Annotated in this window: 17 protein-coding genes; 4 read left to right on the forward strand and 13 right to left on the reverse strand. The window is 39.8% G+C overall.

The genetic code is table 11. The features are described from left to right. Positions 1 to 20 precede the first annotated feature (20 nt). From RMB06_RS03560 to RMB06_RS03590, 7 genes are all read right to left on the reverse strand, one after another. Positions 21 to 1,661, reverse strand: a complete 1,641-nt coding sequence (locus RMB06_RS03560) for an AMP-binding protein (RefSeq protein WP_311078373.1) — start codon at positions 1,659 to 1,661, stop codon at positions 21 to 23. A gap of 137 nt (positions 1,662 to 1,798) precedes the next feature. Further along, a complete protein-coding gene (locus RMB06_RS03565; RefSeq protein WP_311078375.1) occupies positions 1,799 to 3,172 on the reverse strand; it encodes a long-chain fatty acid transporter in 1,374 nt (457 codons plus the stop codon). A 156-nt stretch (positions 3,173 to 3,328) separates the two neighbouring features. After that, positions 3,329 to 5,152, reverse strand: coding sequence for an acyl-CoA dehydrogenase (locus tag RMB06_RS03570; RefSeq protein ID WP_311078376.1), 1,824 nt, complete (start codon positions 5,150 to 5,152; stop codon positions 3,329 to 3,331). A 9-nt stretch (positions 5,153 to 5,161) separates the two neighbouring features. Then, positions 5,162 to 5,623: a MaoC family dehydratase gene (locus RMB06_RS03575; RefSeq protein WP_311078377.1), complete on the reverse strand. Its 462-nt coding sequence runs from the start codon at positions 5,621 to 5,623 to the stop codon at positions 5,162 to 5,164. A 2-nt stretch (positions 5,624 to 5,625) separates the two neighbouring features. After that, entirely contained in the window at positions 5,626 to 6,537 is a 912-nt protein-coding gene (locus RMB06_RS03580; RefSeq protein ID WP_000154577.1) for an SDR family NAD(P)-dependent oxidoreductase, read from the reverse strand. Between the two features lie 44 nt (positions 6,538 to 6,581). Next, entirely contained in the window at positions 6,582 to 7,337 is a 756-nt protein-coding gene (locus RMB06_RS03585) for a glucose 1-dehydrogenase (RefSeq protein ID WP_311078378.1), read from the reverse strand. 12 nt (positions 7,338 to 7,349) lie between these two features. Continuing rightward, positions 7,350 to 8,114, reverse strand: coding sequence for an SDR family oxidoreductase (locus tag RMB06_RS03590; RefSeq protein WP_000190712.1), 765 nt, complete (start codon positions 8,112 to 8,114; stop codon positions 7,350 to 7,352). A 178-nt stretch (positions 8,115 to 8,292) separates the two neighbouring features. Between RMB06_RS03590 and RMB06_RS03595 the strand changes: the two genes are divergently transcribed. Further along, complete coding sequence (locus RMB06_RS03595) at positions 8,293 to 9,228, forward strand: LysR family transcriptional regulator (protein ID WP_311078381.1); 936 nt, start codon at positions 8,293 to 8,295, stop codon at positions 9,226 to 9,228. Between the two features lie 39 nt (positions 9,229 to 9,267). Here the strand turns inward: RMB06_RS03595 and RMB06_RS03600 are convergent, their stop codons facing one another. The 5 genes from RMB06_RS03600 to RMB06_RS03620 are packed head-to-tail and all read right to left on the reverse strand — an operon-like array spanning position 9,268 to position 13,895. After that, entirely contained in the window at positions 9,268 to 10,143 is an 876-nt protein-coding gene (locus tag RMB06_RS03600) for a metal-dependent hydrolase (RefSeq protein ID WP_311078383.1), read from the reverse strand. Positions 10,144 to 10,178: 35 nt separating this feature from the next. Further along, positions 10,179 to 11,408: an NADH:flavin oxidoreductase/NADH oxidase family protein gene (locus RMB06_RS03605; protein ID WP_311078384.1), complete on the reverse strand. Its 1,230-nt coding sequence runs from the start codon at positions 11,406 to 11,408 to the stop codon at positions 10,179 to 10,181. 57 nt (positions 11,409 to 11,465) lie between these two features. Further along, positions 11,466 to 12,335: a metal-dependent hydrolase gene (locus tag RMB06_RS03610; RefSeq protein ID WP_206217865.1), complete on the reverse strand. Its 870-nt coding sequence runs from the start codon at positions 12,333 to 12,335 to the stop codon at positions 11,466 to 11,468. A gap of 13 nt (positions 12,336 to 12,348) precedes the next feature. Beyond that, on the reverse strand, positions 12,349 to 13,095 hold the full coding sequence (locus RMB06_RS03615) for an acetoacetate decarboxylase family protein (protein ID WP_206217866.1): 747 nt from the start codon (positions 13,093 to 13,095) through the stop codon (positions 12,349 to 12,351). Further along, positions 13,092 to 13,895 (reverse strand): SDR family oxidoreductase, encoded by an 804-nt coding sequence (locus RMB06_RS03620; protein WP_311078386.1) that lies wholly within the window; start codon positions 13,893 to 13,895, stop codon positions 13,092 to 13,094. The genes RMB06_RS03615 and RMB06_RS03620 overlap by 4 nt, the downstream gene beginning before the upstream one ends. 107 nt (positions 13,896 to 14,002) lie before the next feature. Between RMB06_RS03620 and RMB06_RS03625 the strand changes: the two genes are divergently transcribed. The 3 genes from RMB06_RS03625 (at position 14,003) to RMB06_RS03635 (ending at position 16,858) form a co-directional block, all read left to right on the forward strand. Continuing rightward, positions 14,003 to 15,049, forward strand: a complete 1,047-nt coding sequence (locus tag RMB06_RS03625) for an AraC family transcriptional regulator (RefSeq protein WP_206217868.1) — start codon at positions 14,003 to 14,005, stop codon at positions 15,047 to 15,049. A gap of 80 nt (positions 15,050 to 15,129) precedes the next feature. Continuing rightward, positions 15,130 to 15,699 (forward strand): TetR/AcrR family transcriptional regulator, encoded by a 570-nt coding sequence (locus RMB06_RS03630; protein WP_311078388.1) that lies wholly within the window; start codon positions 15,130 to 15,132, stop codon positions 15,697 to 15,699. Between the two features lie 139 nt (positions 15,700 to 15,838). After that, a complete protein-coding gene (locus tag RMB06_RS03635) occupies positions 15,839 to 16,858 on the forward strand; it encodes an MBL fold metallo-hydrolase (RefSeq protein WP_311078389.1) in 1,020 nt (339 codons plus the stop codon). Between the two features lie 57 nt (positions 16,859 to 16,915). Here RMB06_RS03635 and RMB06_RS03640 read toward each other — a convergent pair whose 3' ends face one another. After that, complete coding sequence (locus RMB06_RS03640; protein ID WP_311078409.1) at positions 16,916 to 17,284, reverse strand: hypothetical protein; 369 nt, start codon at positions 17,282 to 17,284, stop codon at positions 16,916 to 16,918. Between the last annotated feature and the right edge of the window lie 218 nt (positions 17,285 to 17,502).

The raw sequence follows: 17,502 nt of genomic DNA on the forward strand, positions 1-17,502 counted from the left end.
TTTTTAATTAAAAGTTTTTATTAAACCTTTAGTTCTTTTCTTAAAATTTTACCCACATTCGACTTGGGTAATTCATTAATAAATTGAATATAGCGTGGTTGTTTGTAGCCAGTCAGGTTTTCTTTTGCATAGATTTGGATTTCTTCAACCGATAAAGAGTCATCCTTTTTGACAATAAAGGCTTTAGGCACTTCACCCGATTTTTCATCTGCAATGCCAACCACGGCGACTTCTAAAATTTTGGGATGTTGGGCTAAAACTTCTTCAATTTCGTTTGGAAAAACATTAAAGCCTGAAACTAAAATTATGTCTTTTTTACGGTCAATAATTTTGGTATAGCCTTTCTCATTCATAAAGCCAATATCACCCGTTCTAAAGAAACCATCAGCAGTCATGACCGCTTTCGTTTCTTCAGGTAAATTCCAATAACCTTTCATGACCTGCGGGCCACGAATTGCAATTTCTCCAGTTTCACCGGGTGCTAATTGCTGACCTTCATCATCCAAAATAGCAATATCCGTGCTCGGTACAGGAATACCGATTGTGCCACTAAAAGTATTAGAGATTGGCGGATTAAAGGTCGCAACAGGCGACGTTTCTGATAAGCCATACCCTTCACGGATAATACGTCCTGTCAGTTTTTCCCATCCATCGGCAGTGGATTTCAAAATTGCCATACCGCCGCCCGTGGTAATTTCTAAACGGCTGTGGTCCAATTTATTAAAGCCTTCATGATGAAGCAGCGCATTAAATAAAGTATTTACAGCAGGAAAAACCGTAGGACGATATTTTTCAAAACAATGTACAAGAGCATCTAAATCACGCGGATTTGGAACTAAAACAGTGGCATAACCTTTATTCATTGCACTGTGCAATAAACAGACAGTAAAACCAAAAATATGATAAAGCGGTAAGGCACAGATCGCTATTTCATCTTCATAAGCATCTCGGTCACCAAAGTAGCTTTTAAAAACCACGTTATTTTGTAATAAGTTAGCGACAATATTTTTATGAGTTAATTCTGCGCCCTTCGATACACCTGTTGTTCCGCCCGTATATTGCAAAAGCACAGTATTCTCAAGAACAAGCTTAGGACGTATATAGTCTTGGGCATTTGTCTTCAATAAGATTTGCTTAAAAGCGTGTTTTTTAGAATCTAAGGTGTCTAATTCAGTAGGTTGCTCGACCAACATTTCAGTCATGGTGGTGGTAATAATTTGTTCAACCGCCACTTGCTCTTTGACAGCATCATAAACAGGTAAAAACTGCTCTAATATAAATAAGACTTTTGCGCCTGCATCATTTAATTGATGCTTTAACTCACGTGCTGTATAGAGAGGGTTAATATTGACCAGAATGTAACCTGCACGAATGACGGCAAGTGAAATAATTGGGTACTGAATAATATTGGGCATCATCACGGCAACACGTGTACCTTTTTCTAGCCCTAAACTTTGCAAGAATGTTGCTACTTGTCGACTATATAAATCAATTTCAGCATAAGAAAAAGATTGATCTGCAAATATAAAAGCCTTTCTTTGCTGGAACTTATTAAAACTGTTGTCCCAAAAATCGAGAAGTGAAGTTTGTTCATCCGGCAATGTAATCGTACTTTCTATATTCCATTGCTTATATTCATCTAACCAGATCTGTTTTGTCATCTTATTGTCCTTTTATGAGAGGGAGAAATGGAACTGTTCCTACTCCACTTTTTATATTTTCTTTAATCTCTTAATTTGCTTACTCTCGTACAGAAATAAACTGTTTATATAACTAAGCGATCCATCAAATAGTTGAATTAAAATTTATAACCAATTTTCAAACCGTAACCGATTGAATAGTTATTCTTATATTCACCCACATAATATTCACTGCCTGCCTGAGCACCAAGCTGACCTTTGGCATCACCGAGCCATAGATACTTCATTCCACCTGAAATAAAGTATTTTGAAGTTGGACTATATTGCGCACCAAGACCAACACTGTAATAACCTTTAGCTGGCCCACCTGTGGACACGCGCTCACCTGCTCCCGAGTCCCAACCTACAGAAACTGAACCCGACCATTTATCGCTTAGGCGTTGTCCAATCCCAAGATTGGCAGACCATTGATCATCATAATAACGAACCAGATTAAAACCGTTTGGACGACTTGGCGTTGATAGAACCCCAACAACTTCTGAGATTTCGCCAAAACGATAGGGTTTAAACTCAAAATCATTCCAGTGAACCCAACGCACGTTACCGAACAATAAAGTACCTTTGCGTAATCCGGTCTGAAATTCCAAATTTACTGACTCTGGCGCTCTAAACTTAGTTGAGCCTGATGTTCCTGCTTCGGGTAAGCCCGCAACAATACGATTGAGTGCCTCCTTCCGCGATTCAGTGAGTTGTCCTATAGAAACCATATACGCCAAATGCTGATCAAGAAAATCACGGCCTTGCTGCGTACTTAACATATCAACTAGTGGCGCATTTTCATTGGCTGTCACTTCATGCATAATTTCTGAACGATAGGTCAATGAGGCTTTAATGGCTTTTTCGGGAATTTGATAACCAAATCCTGCCAGCCATCCCCAATCTCCAACTTCTTTGGCATTAAAGTCATAGCCATTATATAAACTGAAAACTTGACCTCTTAAATTGACGTTACTTTTAAACGTCTGATAAACAGGACCTGCATAAAAATTCCAGTTTTTATCCGGTTGATAACCAAAAATCAGACTAAAATTTTGCATAACAAAATTCGATTTGGTGTTACCTGTTACGACTTCTCTACCGGTCTTTTGGGCAAGTGTTGCTGAATCAATGCCTGGTACTAAAATCGTATCACTCGGCTTAGCAACAAAGCTGTTATTTCCATAATATTCTGAGTCGGAAGTAAAGGGCTGATCGTAAAGAAAACCAAATGAAAACTGAGGTGCTAACTGTAATTTCAAAGCTGCACTGGGACGATAATCAGAGTTTGCAATATCAGAAATACTATTACGCGTTGGGTTTGTACCCGCTTCTTGTCCTTCTAATGAAGTGTCTGAAACAGATAAACTTGCCTCAAAATAATTACCGGGTTGTAGAAATGCAGAAATTGATTGTCCTGTTCGATCAAATGCTGCTGCATAGAGTGGGCTCGTAAAAAATGAAGCCATGACCATGACTAATGTGTTCTTTTTCATCTTTTAATCCGTCCTAGATTTTTATTTTTACTTATTAGGGCGCTCTTTACTGAACGCCTGATGTTTGTTTTACATAGTGATTCTTATTAGGCATTTTCTATAAAATCGGGTTGTTCTCCTTTTCTGTCAAACAGCGCGGTTAAGGAATGGTTCTTATTAGAACCATTCTTCTGACATATTGAGTGGAGTCGTCTCTACCGGATCAAGTACCGCTAACCAGCTCATAATTTTCGGCATTTCCCAGCCAAAGAAATAATCACACGCGGCAAGCTTCCCACGCAGAAAATCAGGGTCTGTTGAGTTCGGCATGAGTTTATGAATGACTAACGCTTGATCAAGCCATAACCATCCCACCACAAGATGTCCAAAAGCTTCCAGATAATTGGCGGCATTTGCCAGTTGAAGTTCTACATCGGTTAAGGCATGCAATTTCTCTGTTACATCTCGGATGAGTTGCCACTTTTGGTCTAATTGATCTGCATGATCTTTTAAAGAAGACTCTGCTTTGGCTTGTTCAACCGTCTTCATGATTTTTTCATGTAATAGCTTCATTGACAGCCCCTGATTAAGACGTGTTTTTCGTCCTAATAAATCGAGCGCCTGAATGCCAAATGTTCCTTCGTGAATCGGGTTGAGTCGATTGTCCCGATAAAACTGTTCAACATTATATTCACGGGTATAACCGTAGCCGCCATGAACTTGAATGGCTAAATCATTTGCCACAAGCCCCCATTCAGAAGACCAGCTTTTGACTACTGGCGTTAATAGATCAAGTAATTGATGGGCTTGATTGCGCTGCTCGGCATCTTCAAGCGAGTGGATATCATCGGTTAATCGGGCTGCATATAGGCATAGTGCCAACGCACCTGAGACATATGCTTTTTGTGCCAAGAGCATACGGCGAACATCCGCATGTTGAATGAGCGGAATTTGTGGAGAACTTGGATTGCGTTCACTACGAGAGCGACCTTGTACTCGAGTTTTTGCATAATCTAAAGCATGAAGATAACCAGTATATCCCAATGCTGCTGCCCCAAGTCCAACCGAAATTCGGGCTTCATTCATCATATGGAACATATAGGCCAGTCCTTTACCAGCTTCGCCGACTAGCTCACCAATTGCGCCTGCTTCTCCTTCGGGTGTGAAACGACCTTCCCCAAAATTCAGCACACAATTCACTGTTCCTCGATAGCCCATTTTGTGGTTAATGCCAGCTAATACCACATCATTACGTTCACTTGGCTGTCCATTTTCATCGAGTAATTTGCGCGGTACGGTAAACAGAGAAATGCCCTGCACACCTGCTGGTAATTGTCCATTTTCATCTGGAATTTTTGCCAAAACCAAATGAACAATATTGTCAGAGATATCGTGCTCGCCACCTGAAATCCACATTTTGTTTCCAAACAAACGATAACGACCATCTTTTGTTTTAATCGCACGTGTACGAATATCAGCCAGACTTGAACCTGCTTGCGGCTCCGATAAGCACATCGTTCCGAAACATTTGCCTTCTATCATAGCGTTGACATAGGGTTTAACTTTTTCAGGTTCACCATGAGCCATTAATAAATTTGCATTACCAATGGTTAAAAAGGCGTAACCCGCTGTTCCCGAATTGGCACCAAGTAGATATGCCATACCTGCACGCTCAATGGTATTGGGTAAGTTCATTCCATTCCAATCTGACGGAAACGCTGCACTCATCAAACCTGCATCCGCAAAAGCCTTAAGCGCTACCCCGACTTCAGGATTGACAGTTACACGTTCACCATCAAAAACAGGTTCATTACTGTCATTTTTTTTATTATGAGGAGCAAATAAATCGGTTGCCAAAGCCTCGTAAACGTTTAAAACAGACGTATATTCAAAACGGTCCTGTCCTGCAAAAGAATTGCGTTGGCTGAGTTCTTCGACTTTTAGCCAATCGAATAGCAAAAAATCGACATCACGGCGAGAGAGAATTAATTCATTGCTCATGGTTTATTCCTATACATTTACAAGTGTAAGCCACTCGGCCACAAGTGCCGGTTTTGCCTGATCTTCGATTTCAATCGTGACTTCCATGATCAACTGATAACTTCCCTTATTTTTTTGGGAAACATTTTTTAAGTGAAAATTTCCACGCACCCGCTTACCGCTATGTACAGGACTAATAAAACGCAAATTATTGATGCCATAATTCACGCCAGATTTCTGCCCCTGTACAGTCGGCAACACCTGAGCGGCCATCGCTGAAAGTAAAGTGAGTGTTAAAAAACCGTGGGCAATCGTGCCCCCAAAAGGTGTCTGACGAGCAGCTTCTTCATCCACATGAATAAATTGATGATCTTGTGTGACATCTGCAAAGGTATTAATCATGCTTTGATCAATGGTCATCCATTGCGAGCTACCTAATGCTTGACCTTGCAACTCAACCAGTTGGTCGATGCTTAATGTATTTTTTGTCAAAATTATTCTCCTGCCATTAATGAAGCTTTTTTCAGCTCAAGCTCACCCTGAGCGCCTCCTCTGACAGGAACAAACTCATCTGTTCGGTCTGAAACATCAGCTAAACGTTGTGCTAAAACATGCGGAACTTGTTCATCCGTACCTAAATAAATTCCTTGCGTAAGGGTAATGTGGGCAGCTTCAAAACTACCTGCGCCAGCACAAAGAATCATACGGGTAGGTGCATCTTCGCTAACCAAAGTCGCGATTGCAGGACTGACCGCACTTGGAGCAAGAGCTTTAAGAGCTTCTTCGGGTAATAATCCTTCAAGCATACGCGTTGCAGCTGTTGGTGCTAGACAGTTCACCCGAACATTAGATTTTTCACCTTCTAAAGCCAGTGTCTGCATGAGTCCAACCAATGCCATTTTTGCAGCACTGTAGTTGGACTGCCCAAAGTTGCCATATAGACCAGAGGATGAAGTCGTCATAACAATACGACCATATTTTTGCTCGCGCATGATATCCCATACCGCTTTAGTGCAATTTACTGCCCCCATTAAGTGGACATCAATCACGGTACGGAAGTCGTCTAGTGACATTTTACTAAAAGTTTTATCTCGAAGAATTCCAGCGTTATTAATTAAAATATCTACACGTCCCCAACGGGCTATGGTTTCATCTACCATCTGTTGAACTTGTTCAATATCCGTGACTGAAGCACCATTTGCCATCGCCTCGCCACCAGCCGCAATAATTTCATCCACGACTTTTTGGGCCGCCATGGTTGAACCACCTTTTCCGTTTACATCGCTACCAAGATCATTCACGACCACTTTTGCACCCAAACGAGCCAGTAACAATGCATGTTCCCGTCCTAGACCTGCGCCTGCACCTGTAACAATAGCCACTCGATTGCTTAAATTAATTGTCATGATTTTTTCCTAAACATATGAATAAGATGTATTTAATAAATGTTTTAATAAGCTGTCACGCCGCCATCAATTGCAATGGCTTGACCTGTGAGATATGAGTTTTCTTTGGCACACATCATCAGCATCATTGCCACCACTTCGCTTGGATGGCCAAGACGCTTCATTGGCGAGGCCTGCGCTAAAAAGTCTTGTTTCTCTTTGAGTTCACTGTCGACCACCATCGGGGTGGTTGTATAAAATGGACAAATTGCATTAACTCGAATGCCTTTATTTGCATATTCAATCGCTGCTGTTTTGGTTAATCCCACCACAGCATGCTTTGCCGCAGAATAGGCAGCCAATTTGGGAGCCGCACCTAAACCTGCAACAGAAGCAACATTCAGAATAATGCCACCCCCTTGTTGCAACATCTGACGAATTTGATGCTTCATTCCAAAGAACACGCCTTTGGCATTGACGGCAAAACTCAAATCCAGATCTGCTTCATCGGTATCAATAAAGCTTTTCATAGGCGGACTCATACCTGCATTATTGATCCCGACATCGACTCTACCAAACTGAGTAACTGCACTTTGCACCAAAGCCTGTACATCTGCTTCAGAGCTGACATCACACACTTGCGCAACCACCTCCACTCCTGCTTGGCGTAGCGGTTCAACTACAGTATTTAACCCTTCAATATTCAAGTCACCCAACACTAATTTTGCACCATACTTCGCCAGTTGCTCTGCCAGCAATGCACCAAATCCACTCGCCGCACCTGTGATTAAGACCACTTGACCTGAATAATGTTCGTACATTGCTATTCCTCCCTAAATAGTTAAACCGCCATCAACCACAATACATTCACCATTGGTGTAACTCGCAGCATCTGACACTAAATAAAGTACAGTTCCAGCCATTTCACGTGGTTCTGCGTGACGGCGTAATGGAATTGTGTCCATCCAGCTTTTATAAATATCTTCATTTTCAAATAGTGCCGAAGCAAATTTGGTCTTGGTAAGACCCGGTAATAAAGCATTCACTCGAATGCCCAATGGTCCACATTCTTTTGCAAAGGCTTTGGTCATATTCACCACCGCAGCTTTGGTAATAGAATAAATACCTTGTCGATCTCCGGGTTGCAGGGCATTTACAGATGCGGTATTAACAATTGCACCGCCACCCTGTTCTTTCATTAATTTACCTGCCTCGACAGACATGAAGAAATATCCACGAATGTTGACTTCAACCGTTTTGTTATAGGCCCCAATATCTGTATCGAGAATATGACCAAAATAAGGGTTGGCAGCTGCATTGTTGACTAAAATGTCTAAACGACCGTGTTCTTTACGAATATATTCAAAAATTTCTGCAATATCTTCGAGTTTACCCACATGGCAAGCAAAAGCCTCTGCCTTTCCATTTGCTGCAATAATTTCATTAGCAACACGTTGGCAATCTTCAACTTTCCGACTAGAAACAATTACATGTGCACCTTGTTCAGCTAAAAGTTTGGCAATTTCCTCGCCAATGCCGCGACTTGCACCTGTAACTAAGGCTATTTTTCCAGTCAAATCAAATAAATGTGTTGCCATATCACTTCCTTATGTTCATAGGTTTTATAAAAATTAGTAGTAATCAACGCTTCTAAATGTGGTTACCACAAGCGCTACATTCAAAATTCACGGTTTTAATCACTCTATTTCTTACGCTATTTCCTGACCATATCTAACTTGTTACAATGAATAAAATGAATTGTTTGAATAACAAACTATGAATGAAATGAATAATAATATTGCCTCTCTTGCTCGTATTGACCTGAATTTATTTCGTGTATTTGTGGCAATTTATAAAGAAAAAAATCTAACACGGGCCAGTGAACAACTTTTTCTAAGTCAACCTGCTGTTAGCCATGCTTTGGCACGTTTACGTGATCATTTTAATGATCCATTATTTATTCGAGATGGACACGGTGTTGTTCCATCACCTTTAGCCAAACGTTTATGGCCTAAAATTGAACAGTCATTACAACTTATGCATCAAGCAATTCAAAGCACGCATGACTTTGTGCCAGCACGAGATTTAAAGCATCTCACAATTGCTATGAATGATGAGTATGAAGGAATTTTTTTACCTTCTATTATTCAGCACTTAACTCAATTTAATCCTAATTTGCAGTTAAATAGCGTACGCATTGATCGTAAAAACTTAAGACATGAGCTTTCTACAGGGAAAATCGATTTTGCGATTGATGTGCAACATTCGGTTGAAGATAGCATTGGTTATGAATGCCTTACTAAAGATCAGTTTGTAGTAATAAGTCGCAAGCAGCATCCCTTATTATCCAAAACAAACCTAACCAAAGAAATTTATTTAGAAGCTAAGCACATTACCGTGTCCTCTCGTCCTACAGGTCGTGTTTTTGAAGATTTTTTCTTATCTAAACAAGGTATCAAAAGAACGATTAGTTTACGCTGCCAACAATATGAAACGGCAATCCGATTAATTACACAAATGGACCATTTACTCACGATTCCTCAGTGTCAAATTGCTCATTTTAAAGATACTTACCCTCAAATTAAGGTGCATCCGCTACCGATAGATATTGTTGGATATCAGATGAATTTATATTGGGATCAGCAAAAGTCCCATGAACACCAAATCGTATGGTGTAAGAGCCAAATATTGCAGCTTATGAATAGTTTATAAAATCATTTTAAAACTGATTCAGAAAGATAATATAGTCATTTAAGTGACCTGATGGTAATTACCATCATTTAAAAATGCCAATGCTTGCTCAGTTGATCCCTCATTTAAAGGATTATGATGAGGATTAAAATATCGCAAGCAAGCACGTATTATATCGTCAACCTTAGGCACACGGTCTTGTCGAGCTGCTCGGAAATAATCTTTGAAACGAAAACGATGTGGTAATTGTGCATCCTGTTCTACTAGATTTTCTACAGCAATATAAGCCAGAACAATAAATAGCGGGAACGTGAAAGCTGCCGCCCCAACCCGAAGTACGTTGCTATTGCTAAAGTATCTAAACATTGCATCGGCTACTTCACGGTGTTCTACCTCTTCAGCTCCATGCCATTGCAATAAACGTAACATTTCTACATCGACAGGCGCTTGTTGTAGCCCCTCTGCATTGAGAACCCAATGTCCTAACACTCCAGTCAGATGTTCGGCGGCAGCCACCATTGCTAATCGGGTCGTTAACCACAATGACTTTAAGCGTGGGTGCTTCAATTCATAGCCTAATGGTTTTGGGCCAATCATGTCATTAAATATCCAATTCATCATCTTGGTATAACGACTTAAATCAATACCTAAAGCCTCTATATGCCTAGTTCCAAGAGTATGTCCATAACTATGAGCACCCTCTTGTTTAATGAAAGCAATTGCTGCCTCTTTAAGTTTTTCATCTTTAATATAAGGCAATGCATCTCTAAAAGTCTGACAAAACCAACGTTCAGGTGCAGGTGTAATTGGGTTAATTGAATTTAATATTTGTAAAACTAATGGGTCATCATAAATCCAATGCTTTGGTGTTTCAGTGAAATTAAATACAGGACGCCGTGGAACAATGACATGGTTTTGTCTAATTAAACTATTCATGATTACAATTCCTTATATTTCAAAAGGGCTTACCATTAATCCTGAGTCAGAATGTTAAAGCCCATACGGGGACCAAAGGCAATCAATGTTCGTACTAATCCCTTAATCGCTTTCGGTTGTTGCCCACTGCTAATACGACGAAACTGCGAAGCATGCCAAGCGAGTTGCAAATAGGCATCGACGGGTTTGTATCCAATGGCTGGAATTTTTGCTGGTTTTAATACCGATTTTCCGGCTAACAGTTGTTTAGCTAAATCTGGCTGTACTGCAAAAGGCCGAGCCAGTCCAACCAAATCGACCGTACCACTGGCAACAATATGGTTCATGAAATCTACATCTCGCAGTCCCCCTGTTAACATTAGTGGTAATTTGCTTTGTTTGCGAAGTGCGGTGGTATAGTCAATAAAATATGCATCACGTTGAGCAGAACGATCTGGTGCATAGCCTAACTGTGCAGGAGATTCATAATTCCCGCCTGAAATCTCTAATAGGTCGATCCCTTCTGCTTCTAAAGCTAATGCAATTTGTAGAGACTCTTCCTGACTTAAGCCGCCCTTTTGAAAATCGGCAGAGTTGAGTTTTACGCTTAATATTTTGTCTTTGCCTATTGCAGCTCGTACAGCTCGAACCGTTTCAATTAACATACGGCGTCGATTTTCAGGACTTCCTCCCCACCCATCGTTTCGAACATTTGAGAGTGGTGACAAAAATTGTGAGAGTAAATAACCATGTGCGGCATGAACCTGTACGCCATCAAAGCCAGCTTTAACAGCAAGCTCAGCAGTTGTAGCAAATCGATTGATCTGCTCATATATTTCCGGTTCGGTCATCGCACGTGGAATGCGAAGAATATTCATGGCAGGTAAATCAAGCCCGACTGCTGAGGGCGCGATCGGCTTTTTTAAAAGTGGCAAGACAGCAACACGGCCCGGATGGTTAATTTGCATGATGATTTTGCTACCATTGGCCTTAGCCGCCTGAGCCCATAACTTATTTGCTTGTAAAAATTGCTCATCTTGTAAAACAACATTCCGCGGCTCAACAAAGGCACGATGGTCAATCATCACATTGCCTGTAATTAACAACCCTGCTCCACCTCTGGCCCAAGCTGCATACAACTGTTGTAAGTCCGTGGTGGGTGAGCCGTGACGATCAGCTAATTGTTCACTCATGGCCGACTTTGCAATACGGTTAGGTATGGTTATGCCACATGCCAATTTTAATGGTTGCTGTAACGGAGAATTTGTAGATGTAGACTGTGCCATGGTAATTATTCCTAAAATTGTTTGTTCTGTGAGTACTGCACAAGCATCAACTTTTGATTATTTCAGCAGCTCTTCATTGAAATATTGTTTTTTTAATAAGTTCATCATGTCCCGATTGTCATGCTGCCAAGGGTGAAAACCTGCGGAGAAAAAGTCGAGATAATGTCTGCCAATCCGTCTAACTAGACCTTGTTTTCCAAACAAATAACGGAAACCTTGATAAAGTTCTTTTAAGTCTCTTTGTTTTCCAGAAGCTCGTAAAAGTTCGGTTGTTCCTCTGCTGGTAATGATGAGAAAAGAAAGCGTAGTTTCTAACATCACCAGCCGTAAGAAATAAGGTCTATTGACCAACAACTGGTACACATCAAAAGCCACAGCTTTATGTTCTGTTTCTTCAATCGCATGCCATGCCCAGATTTTCCTTACATGGGTATTAAATAGCTCTAAATCTTGGGGTGCGGTACTAATGAAATAGTCAGCTAAAATTGCTGTGAGGTGTTCCATACATACCGTGCAAGCTAACTGATGTTCTAAAGAAAACCGTTGCTGCAACATACGGTTCATCTTTTTAAAGCGTTTATAAATGCGTGCAACTGGGTAACCTTTTTTAAGCATCATGGCATTAAGTGCATCATGCTCTTTACCGTGATGCGCTTCTTGGCCAATAAAAGCTCGGACTTGTTTAAGCAAAATAGGATCGCTAATTTTGTCCTGATAATTCCGCACACTATGAATAAATTGACGTTCACCATCTGGAAAAGCACTCGATAATGCAGTCAATAACATCGTAAGCAAGGCATTATTATTGAACCAGAACTCTGGAATTTCATCTGGAAAGGCAAAGTCCATTACTCTTACAGGAATATCAATTGAAGCTGAGATTTTAGAAAAATCTTGTATTTTTTTTGATTGAAAGAGCGCATTCATATTTATTCTCCAGTTATAAAACACGAGGATTAAACTGACGCAATAAAAATAATGGCGTACGTAAACGAGGTATTTGAATTGGAGGAATTACCCCACCTGACAAATCAACTCGATGCAGTCTTGCTTCAATGACATTACCTAGTCCCATCTCATGTAGAGGGTCATTTTCAGTACCCGTAAAACGTAGGTTCATTTCTACACGACGGATTTCAAGTGGGTGTTCTTTCGGGGTAAATCGAACTTCACGAGGTAAACCAATCCCCAATCCACCTGTAATATTTCGATGTGGTAAACCTAAAATTGGAGGCGCATCATGAATGACTTCACCCAGCTTGGCTTCCATTTCAATGAGTGTTGTACCTCGGCGTGAAGCTTTGCTAACAATATGCTTGCCATCATTTTCCCAGCTAATTTCACCAAGTTTTTTAGGATAGCCAAGTAATTCACGTCCAATAATCATGGCGCGGTCATCGTCTAAAATCATCCAAGGACAAAAAATTCCGGTTTTATTGCCAACTTTAATATGAACAAACAAACCCGCTTCATGATAAGCGCCTGTATAGACATTTTCAGGAAAATAGGCACAGAACAAATCAGCTCTGGCAGGTTTCATCAATTCCATTCCAGACGGTAACCAACGAGCTATGATTTTTTGATCAACTTCAACAACAGCTGTCAGATATTGCGCATTGTGATACAGCTTATTACCAAGATTGGCTAGGCCAAGTGGAACACTTAAATCATTGATGAGTTGTCTCATGATTTTAATCTCGAAAATACTTGTTTCAGAATTGGGAGCAAAATAATGCGCGGGGTATAACGTCCCCCAAAAGTTTGTGCCTGTGCAATAAAACCGGGAATCACAATACGGCGATTGCAATCCATACCTTGAATCGCCTCTTTGGCGACTCGCTCAGCGGTTACCCAAACAAAATTGCCACCGACTCCATCAATTTTGGTGATACCCGCAACTTCATTAAAACCTGTTTTAGTAGGACCAGGGGCAAGTAAAGTACAGGTCACTCCTGTACCAATTAGTTCGCTATGCAAAGACTCTGCAAATGAGTTTGCAAATGCTTTAGTTGCCGCGTATGTGGCATTTGCTGGAGTCGGTTGATGACCAGAAGTAGAACCTACTATCAGTATTGCTCCGGATTTTCTTTTGAGCATTTGGGGCAACACAGCTAAAGTCAGGTCGTGAATTGCCACACTATTGACTTCGACTTCTTCACGCTCTCGATCTGCATCTAACTCTTGAATACGTCCAAAAGTCGCAAAACCTGCGTTATTACAAAGAATGGAAACTTCGATACTTTCTAAATAGTGACGAAACTTAGCTCTAGCTTTTCTATCTCCCAAATCACATGGATATAAATCTACAGATATTTGATATTTAACTTTTAGTTTTTCAGCCAGTGCTTCTAATTTTTCGATACGGCGAGCGACTAAAACTAAGGAATATCCTCGCACAGCAAATTTTTTTGCTAACTCCTCTCCAATGCCTGATGAAGCACCTGTAATCACAACACGAGATAAAGATCGTGGAATAGGTAGACTCATAATTCTTGCTCAAAATAGAATAAATTGATTATTCCGAAGTTTTGACTTGAGCGTGAGATGTAGATCAGTCATACTGATAATCATTTTCGGCCATAATAAAAAACACTATGAAAGATCCTTATGGGCTATCCAAAGCCAGCATTCCTATTTCTTATGCGCATTTGTTATTAGAAATCATGGTTGACAAAGGATTTTCTGCGCTTGAAATTTTGAAGAAAAGTAAAATTCCCTTAACTCTTTTAGATCAATTAGATGCGCGTATTACTCCCGTACAATGGTCCAAGCTGGCGTGGGAAAGCTTGTTATTGTCGAAAGATTCTGGCTTGGGGTATGAATATGGATTAAAACTGCGTTTAACTGCTCATGGCCCGATGGGATACGCCCTCATGAGTAGTCCAAACCTTCATCAGGCGATTGAGGTTTCAACACAATTCTTTAATATGCGATTAAAAGATTATCGTATTGCTTTGCTTGAAAATAATGAGTTTTCTATTATTGAAATTAATGAAACTCACCCGATTATCAGCAATCAACCCGAACAAGCTGCAACGCTTAGACGATTTTTTTATGAATGTTTAATGATTGGAGTGATTCAAGCTGGTCAATTTTTGAGAGAGCATGATTTTTCTGATATTGAATTATCTGTTGACTGGTCAGAACCTAGCTACCACAAAGCTTATCAACACCTATTGCCTACTATTCATTTTAATCAACCAACCAATCAAATTCGGTATAAAAAACAGCTTTTAGATTTACCTATTAAAATGGCGGATCCGATTGCTTTCAAACAAGCTCTAGCCCAATGTGAAGCTGAACAACTCCGCTTTTCCGAAAAAATTAAAGATATATGCCTGACCGTAAAAGCAGAGTTAAATTTAAACCCACAAGTCGGTTACCCTACATTTGATGAAATTGCGAATCGCTTAAACATGTCTAGCCGAACCTTACGGCGCCATTTAAGCCAAGTCGGTTCTTCATATCTGCATCTATTAGAAGAAGTGCAACAAAAAGAAGCTGAAAACTTACTACTCAATAGTGATATGGAAATACAAGAAATAGCTCTTTATTTAGGCTATATACAACCCACAAATTTCACTCGTGCATTTAAAAAATGGACAGGTCAAACACCGATTACATTTAGAAAGAATCAATAATGTTGATCAAACAAAATATCTCTTGCTGTCTTAATATTTTTATGTATGATTGAGTAATCACTCAATTAATCTGTTTGTATATGGCTCGTCCTCGTAGTGAAGATAAACGTAATGCAATTTTAAGTGCTGCTATCGAAACATTGGCAGAGCTTGGCGAGCGTGCGTCTACCTCAAAAATTGCCAAAGTTGCTGGCGTGGCAGAAGGTACTTTATTTACCTATTTTAGTAATAAAGAAGAGCTGCTGAATCAGTTATATCTTTCAATAAAGGCTGAGTTACGTCAGGTGATGATGCATGGTTACCCTGCTGATTCTGACCTACAAACACAAATGTCGCATATCTGGCAAAGCTATTTGGACTGGAGTTTAGAAGCTCCCCTTAAACGTAAAGTGATGGCGCAGCTTTCGACCTCAGAACAAATTACTGAACAAAGCAAACAAATTGGCATGCAAACCTTTTGTGACCTCACCCAAAACATTCAAGAATGTATTAATGACGGAAAATTAAGAGATTACCCACCGTTATTTATTGCTTCAATTTTAGGTGCGCTTGCTGAAGTTACACTCAATTTTATTGCCCAAGACCCTTCTCAAGCCGAGCGTTATCGCAAATCAGGTTTTGAAGCCTTTTGGCATGCAGTTTCAATATAGATAAAAGTAAGGAAGCACGGCGTCCTTACTTTTGAATGAGTTAATGAGTGAGTAAATACTCATTTAAATAAATCAAAATAAGTACTTAGCTCAAGTTCTTATTTGTACATATAGGTTTGTTCCAATAAGGAAAAACAAAATGACTATTTCAAACACAACAGACTTGCCTGCTCCCTTAATGCCATCTCAGCAACATAATGGCAAATTTAGAAATACGCGTCCAAACCAACACCAGCCTTCTTTTGGCAAAACGCTTCAACTTATGTGGAAGTTTCTATTTAACAAACCTAAAGACACTGTTCCAAACAAAGCAATTCCTGTTTTAAGTTTGTCAAAAGAACAGTTATTAAGTGCGCCTGACCGTTCTCTATTTCGTTTGGGCCACTCAACTATCTTGTTAAAACTTCAAAATGAATTTTGGTTAACCGACCCTGTTTTTTCAGAGCGTGCATCACCTTTTCAATGGCTTGGACCAAAACGTTTCCATCAGCCGCCGATTAGCATTGCCGAATTACCACCCATCAAAGGCGTGATTTTGTCGCATAATCACTACGACCACCTCGACTACCATGCAGTCATGCAACTTAACGATAAAGTTGAGCATTTCTTAACACCGCTTGGTGTGGGTGATACGCTCATTAAATGGGGAATTCCAGCAGAAAAGGTTCAGCAGCTCGACTGGTGGGATACCACACAGGTAGATGGGCTAAAATTGGTGGCTGCCCCTGCTCATCATTTTTCAGGCCGTGGTATGGGCGATAGCAATGCGACACTTTGGGCTTCTTGGGTGATTATTGATAATGATCTACGGGTATTTTTCAGTGGAGATACGGGCTATTTCGATGGGTTTAAAGAGATTGGACATCGTTATGGCCCTTTCGATCTCACCATGTTAGAAACTGGCGCTTACGACCCCGAATGGCCCGATGTTCACATGCAGCCAGAGCAAACGTTACAAGCACATATCGACTTAAAAGGACGTCATTTGTTGCCTGTGCACAATGGTACTTTTGATTTGGCACTTCATGCTTGGGATGATCCATTTGAACGTATTGTCGCTTTGGCTCAACAAAATAATTTAGCGATTAGTACGCCTCAAATGGGTGAACTCTTGAATCTTAATGAACCAAATGTCGAAAATTATTGGTGGCGTTCGTAAGTTTGAAGAAATTATTTGGAGAGTAAAAGAATGCTTTTTCTCTCCAATATTTAAATTTTAACTTTTCTTATGTGCCTTCCAAGGAAACTTAATTGTGCACACAACAAAAACCTGAAATAAAAATTGGGAAATATACATATAGTTGAGCAAGTCTCGCCCTACCTTTAATGTAATCCAAGTGTTGTGAATGACATCACTAAATATAATAAGAAAAGTTAGAATTAAGCCGATACGAGGTCTATAAAATAGAAGAATTGCTGCAAGTGGATCAATAAACGTTAAAGATGTCCAATAAATACAAGTAAATAAAGGCGCATTGTTATAGTCCCAAAACAAACCATGCATCAAAACTGTTTGTAAATGGTTGAACCCTGCACCGATAAGGCAAAGTGCATAAATACATCTAATAATAAATTCAGTTTTCAAAACAACTCTCTTATTCATTCATCATGCTATATAAAAAAATATTTTTATTCAGATAAATCTATTTAATATTTTAAGTAAAACAATCTACGTAAATATAATTTAAATAACTCTATAAATAAATGATAAATGCCTATTTCGTTTCATCTATCTTACTTATAAGTGGTGAACTATTTGATTAAACACCTGTTAGACATTCTTACGATTCAGAGAACTTAATA

This window comes from Acinetobacter sp. V104_13, assembly GCF_031798995.1.
Classification (GTDB): Bacteria; Pseudomonadota; Gammaproteobacteria; order Pseudomonadales; family Moraxellaceae; genus Acinetobacter; species Acinetobacter pittii.